The organism is Actibacterium sp. (genome assembly GCF_041584535.1).
GTDB lineage: Bacteria > Pseudomonadota > Alphaproteobacteria > Rhodobacterales > Rhodobacteraceae > Actibacterium_D.
Map to the genome: position 1 here is coordinate 1 of NZ_JBFHDW010000187.1, position 5,284 is coordinate 5,284.

6 protein-coding genes and 1 pseudogene are annotated in these 5,284 nt (G+C 64.0%); 6 read left to right on the top strand and 1 reads right to left on the bottom strand.

Annotated features, from left to right (window positions below; translation table 11 throughout):
- The coding region (locus tag ABYW26_RS09940; protein ID WP_372604681.1) for an AAA family ATPase at positions 1-615 on the bottom strand (615 nt) is incomplete at its 3' end.
- A gap of 181 nt (positions 616-796) precedes the next feature.
- Between ABYW26_RS09940 and dksA the strand changes: the two genes are divergently transcribed.
- From dksA to ABYW26_RS09970, 6 genes and pseudogenes are all read left to right on the top strand, one after another.
- Positions 797-1,219, top strand: coding sequence for an RNA polymerase-binding protein DksA (dksA, locus tag ABYW26_RS09945; protein WP_372604687.1), 423 nt, complete (start codon positions 797-799; stop codon positions 1,217-1,219).
- Between the two features lie 69 nt (positions 1,220-1,288).
- Entirely contained in the window at positions 1,289-2,458 is a 1,170-nt protein-coding gene (locus tag ABYW26_RS09950; RefSeq protein WP_372604682.1) for an FAD-dependent monooxygenase, read from the top strand.
- A 69-nt stretch (positions 2,459-2,527) separates the two neighbouring features.
- Positions 2,528-3,490, top strand: coding sequence for an agmatinase (gene speB / locus ABYW26_RS09955; protein WP_372604684.1), 963 nt, complete (start codon positions 2,528-2,530; stop codon positions 3,488-3,490).
- Positions 3,487-3,921, top strand: coding sequence for a DUF1499 domain-containing protein (locus ABYW26_RS09960; RefSeq protein ID WP_372604685.1), 435 nt, complete (start codon positions 3,487-3,489; stop codon positions 3,919-3,921). The genes speB and ABYW26_RS09960 overlap by 4 nt, the downstream gene beginning before the upstream one ends.
- A 39-nt stretch (positions 3,922-3,960) precedes the next feature.
- The gene (gene prfA / locus ABYW26_RS09965) at positions 3,961-5,013 is read left to right on the top strand and encodes a peptide chain release factor 1 (RefSeq protein ID WP_372604686.1); all 1,053 of its coding nucleotides are present in this window, start codon (positions 3,961-3,963) and stop codon (positions 5,011-5,013) included.
- Positions 5,010-5,284, top strand: a pseudogene (locus ABYW26_RS09970) (peptide chain release factor N(5)-glutamine methyltransferase); the annotation flags it as partial. The gene prfA and the pseudogene ABYW26_RS09970, both read left to right, overlap by 4 nt.

Below are 5,284 nucleotides of genomic sequence, written 5' to 3' on the forward strand. Positions count from 1 at the left end.
CAGCGCCGCGGTCAGAAGCGCGTCCTTGATGCCGGGGAAATGCACCCCCACGATGCGCTTCATCGTCTCCATGTCCGGGATCCGGATGTAGTGAAAGAAACAGCGCCGCAGAAACGCGTCGGGCAGTTCTTTCTCGTTGTTTGACGTGATGATAACCACCGGACGGGTGGTGGCGCGGATGGTCTCGCCGGTCTCGTAAACGTGGAATTCCATCCGGTCCAGTTCTTGCAACAGGTCGTTGGGGAACTCGATATCGGCCTTGTCGATCTCGTCGATCAGCAGCACCACTTTCTCGGTCGCTTCAAAGGCCTGCCACAGCTTGCCCTTGCGGATATAGTTGCGCACGTCATTGACGCGCGGATCGCCCAGCTGGCTGTCGCGCAGGCGGCTGACGGCGTCATATTCATACAGACCCTGCTGAGCGCGGGTGGTCGATTTGATGTGCCACTCGATGATCGGCAGGCCAAGGCTTTGCGCGACCTGCTTGGCCAGTTCGGTCTTGCCGGTGCCGGGTTCGCCCTTGACCAACAGCGGCCGCTCCAGCGCCACGGCGGCGTTCACAGCGACCGACAGATCTTCGGTTGCGATGTAGGATTCGGTCGATGCGAATTTCATATGATTTCCTATCCTGAATTTGCCGGTTATTTAGGCGTGCCTTACCAGGCTTCAAAAAGCCTTAAAGCGACACTATATGCTAGTGACAACCCCCCATCATTGGGGTAAGGCAACCCCCAAGGAGAGCCGGGTGACTGACGTTACGACGACATTCGGGCCCGGCCTGCAAAAGGGAGCAGGTATGAAGGCCGAAGTTTTCTTGCCAGACGATTATCGTCCCGCAGAGGACGAACCGTTCATGAACGAGCGCCAGCTCGAGTATTTTCGCCGCAAGCTCAATGCCCTGAAGGCCGAGCTTCTGGATGAAAGCAAATCCACCATCGAAGGCTTGCAGGACGGCACGCGCAACATCCCCGATCTGGCCGACCGCGCCAGCGAGGAAACCGATCGCGCGCTGGAACTGCGCATCCGTGATCGCCAGCGCAAACTTGTGTCCAAGATCGACGGGGCGCTGCGCCGGATCGACGAGGGCGAATATGGGTATTGTCAGGAAACTGGCGAGCCGATTTCGCTGAAACGTCTGGATGCACGGCCGACGACGACCCTCAGCCTTGAGGCTCAGGAACGGCATGAACGCCGCGAAAAAGTTCACCGCGACGACTGATCGCGGGGATTGTCAGGACTAACCAGCACCGGGGCCCAGCGCCCCGGTGTTTTCTTATCGGGGCGACGCATGCTGATCGGTCAACATATCACGGTATTGGGTGGCGGGATCGCCGGTCTGGCGGTCGCAACGGCGCTGGCACAGCGCGGGGCGCAGGTCACGGTTCTGGAACAGGCCGACGCCATCCGCGAGGTCGGCGCCGGGCTGCAAATTTCCCCGAACGGGGTTGCGGTGCTGCGGGCGCTGGGGCTGGAACGCGTTTTGAAACAGACCTGTATCCGGGGCCGCGCCGTCAATCTGTGCGACGGGCCCAGCGGCAAGCGGGTGCTGCGGCTGGACATGAGCGCGGGCGAGGGCGGCTATTATTTTGTCCACCGCGCCGATCTGGTCGATATGCTGGCCACCGCCGCGCGCGCGGCTGGCGTGCGCATCCGGCTGCTGCAACAGGTCACCGATATCGCCTTTGACGAGGACGGCGCGCGGCTGACCATGGTGCAGGGGGCTGAGGTGCGCGCCGGGCTGGTTCTGGGCGCCGATGGGCTGCATTCGGTGCTGCGTGGTGCGTTAAATGGCGTTGCCGCGCCGCGGTTTACCGGGCAGGTGGCATGGCGGGCGACGGTGCCTTTGAACACTGTTTCAGATGCCGAGGTCAAAGTCTTCATGGGGCCGGGGCGGCATCTGGTGCGCTATCCGCTGCGCGAAGGCAAGCTGATGAATATCGTTGCCGTGGAAGAGCGCAGCGACTGGGCCGAAGAAAGCTGGTCCACTAAGGACGACCCGGCCAATCTGCGCGCGGCCTTTGCCGGGTTCGCGCCGGAAGTGCGCGATCTGCTGGCGCAGGTTGACGAGGTGTTCCTGTGGGGGTTGTTCCGGCATCCGGTGGCGCAGGTCTGGCAGAACGGCCGGGCGGCGATCCTTGGCGATGCCGCGCATCCGACGCTGCCGTTCATGGCGCAGGGTGCCAATATGGCGCTTGAGGACGCATGGGTTCTGGCCGCGTCGCTGGCCGGGCATGATACACCCGAGGCCGGTCTGGCGGCCTATCAACTGGCACGGCGCGACCGTTGTATCGAAGTGGTCGATGCCGCCTCGAAAAACGCCCGCAACTATCACCTGACCGGCCCAAAACGCACGGCGGGTCATCTGGCGCTGAAACTGGTGGGCGCGGTGGCGCCGGACCTGATGCTGCGCCGGTTCGACTGGATCTATCGACATGACGTCACGCGCCTGACGCCTTAGGCGCGACAAGGCTGGTCAGGCCGCGGAATTTGCCGCTAATCTCGGACGACACAGCACGGGAGCGCCGCAATGGCATTGGAAGACGCCGCCAAACAGATCGACTCGGCATTCACCCGGCAGGGCTATCGCGGCCTTGCCTTTGAAAACACCTTTGCCGGGGCGACCTCGTTCCTGCGCCGGACCTATAGCAAGGATCTGACCGGCGTCGATCTGGCCATCACCGGCGTGCCGTTCGATCAGGCAGTGACCAACCGCCCCGGCACCCGTCTGGGCCCGCGCGCCATCCGCGAGGCCAGCGCGCTTCAGGCCTTTGATCCGCCCTATGGCTGGGGCTTTAACCCGGTCGATGACTTCAACATCGCCGATTACGGCGATCTGGCGTTCGATTATGCCGATACCCGCGCTTTTCCGGCGGCCCTGACCGCGCATATCAGTGGCATTCTGGCGGCGGGCGCCGGCAGCCTGACGCTGGGCGGCGATCATTATATCTCGTTCCCGATCCTGCGCGCCTATGCGCAGAAATTCGGCCCGCTGTCCTTGCTACATTTCGATGCCCATTCCGACACCTGGGCCGATGACGATTTCGACCGCATCGACCACGGCACCATGTTCTATAAGGCGGTGAAACAGGGGCTGATCGACCCGGCGCGCAGCGTGCAGGTCGGCATCCGCACTGAAAACCCCGACACGATGGGCGTCAACATCATCGACGCCCGCGAGGTGCACGAGGGCGGCACCGCCGCCGCCGTGGCCAAGATCAAATCCATTCTCGGCACCCATCCGACCTATGTGACCTTTGACATCGACGCGCTGGACCCGGCCTATGCGCCCGGCACCGGCACACCGGTCTGGGGCGGGCTGACCAGCGCGCAGGTGGCGCATATGCTGCGCGATCTGGCTGGGATCAACATGGTTGGCGGCGATGTGGTCGAGGTCTCGCCGCCGTTCGACACCACCGGGGCTACGGCCATCGCCGGTGCCCATGTCGCGGTCGAACTGATGTGCCTTTACTGCTGGAACAAACGCGGGTGAGGGGGCTGACAAGCCTGTCCCTGATCGTGGTGGTGCTGCTGATCGTGGCGCTGATGGCCTATATCCGCCTGACGCCACTGCCCGCCGCGCGGTTCCACAAGCGCGGGCCGGACAAGCCGGTGGGCGAACAGGTGGTGCCGATCGGGTTCGAAATCGTGCTGCCGCTGACCGACGACCCGCAGGCGCAACTGGCGGCGCTGGACCGGATCATCCTGAACAGCCCGCGCACAAGGCGTCTGGCCGGATCGCTGGCCGACGGGCATCTCAGCTATGTCAGCCGCACGGCGTTCTGGGGATTTCCCGACATCACCAATGTCTGGATCGGCGCGAACGGCGTGCATATTCGCGGCCGCCAGCGGTTCGGAGGCAAGGATTTCGGCGTCAATGCCACGCGGATTCGCGGCTGGGTGGCGCGGCTTTCCCCGGCCTGACCCCTTGACCGCATCGCTTGGTTGGGCAACACGGAACGCATGGTTCCTTTCGACAAACTCGATCAGATTACCCAACGGTTCGAATTCCTTGAGGCGCAGATGGCTCAGGGCGCGACCGGTGATTTCGCCCGCATCAGCCGCGAATATTCCGAGCTGAAACCCGTGGCCGACCAGATCGCCGCCTATCGGCAGGCGCTGGACGATCTGGCCGAGGCGCAGGCGATGTTGCAAGACCCGGAAATGCGCGCGCTGGCGCAAGAGGAACTGCCCAACCTGAAATCCCGCATCCCCGAGATGGAGCAGGCGCTGCAACTGGCGCTTTTGCCGCGCGATGCCGCCGACGCCCGCCCGGCGATCATCGAAATCCGCCCCGGCACCGGCGGCGACGAGGCGGCGCTGTTCGCGGGCGATCTGCTGCGGATGTATCAGAAATACGCCGAAAGCCGCGGCTGGCGGTTTGAAATCATCGAACTGGCGCAAAGCGAACTGGGCGGTATCAAGGAAGTCATCGCCAATGTGCAGGGCGATGGCGTGTTCGCCCGGCTGAAATACGAATCCGGTGTGCACCGGGTGCAGCGTGTGCCAACCACTGAAAGCGGCGGGCGAATTCACACCTCGGCCGCGACGGTCGCGGTGCTGCCCGAGGCCGAAGAGGTCGATATCGACATCCCTGCCACCGATATCCGCATCGACACGATGCGCGCCAGCGGCGCCGGCGGCCAGCACGTGAACACCACCGACAGCGCGGTGCGGATCACCCATATTCCGACCGGCATCGTCGTGACCAGCTCCGAGAAATCCCAGCACCAGAACCGCGCCATCGCCATGCAGGTTCTGCGCACCCGGCTGTATGATCTGGAACGCCAGCGCGCCGATCAGGCCCGCGCCGCCGACCGCAAGGCTCAGGTCGGCTCGGGCGACCGGTCCGAGCGCATCCGAACCTATAATTTCCCGCAAGGCCGGATGACCGATCACCGCATCAACCTGACGCTTTATAAGCTGGATCAGGTGATGCAGGGCGATCTGGACGACATTATCGACGCGCTGATCGCGGACGATCAGGCGCGCAAGTTGGCGGAGATGCAGGAATGACCGGAAACGAACTGCTTGCCGCCGCAATCGCCCGGTTGCGCGTCGCCGGCGTTCCCGACGCCCCGCGCGACGCCCGCTGGTTGCTGGCCGAGGCTCTGGGCATCGCGCCCGGGCGGCTGACGCTGGAACTGGCCGAACCGGTGCCCGAGGCCGCCCAAGCCACTTTTGATGCTCTGATCGCCCGCCGCGAAGCGCGCGAGCCGGTGTCCTATATCCTTGGCCGCCGCGCCTTTTACGGCCGCGATTTCATCGTCACCCCCGATGTGCTGGA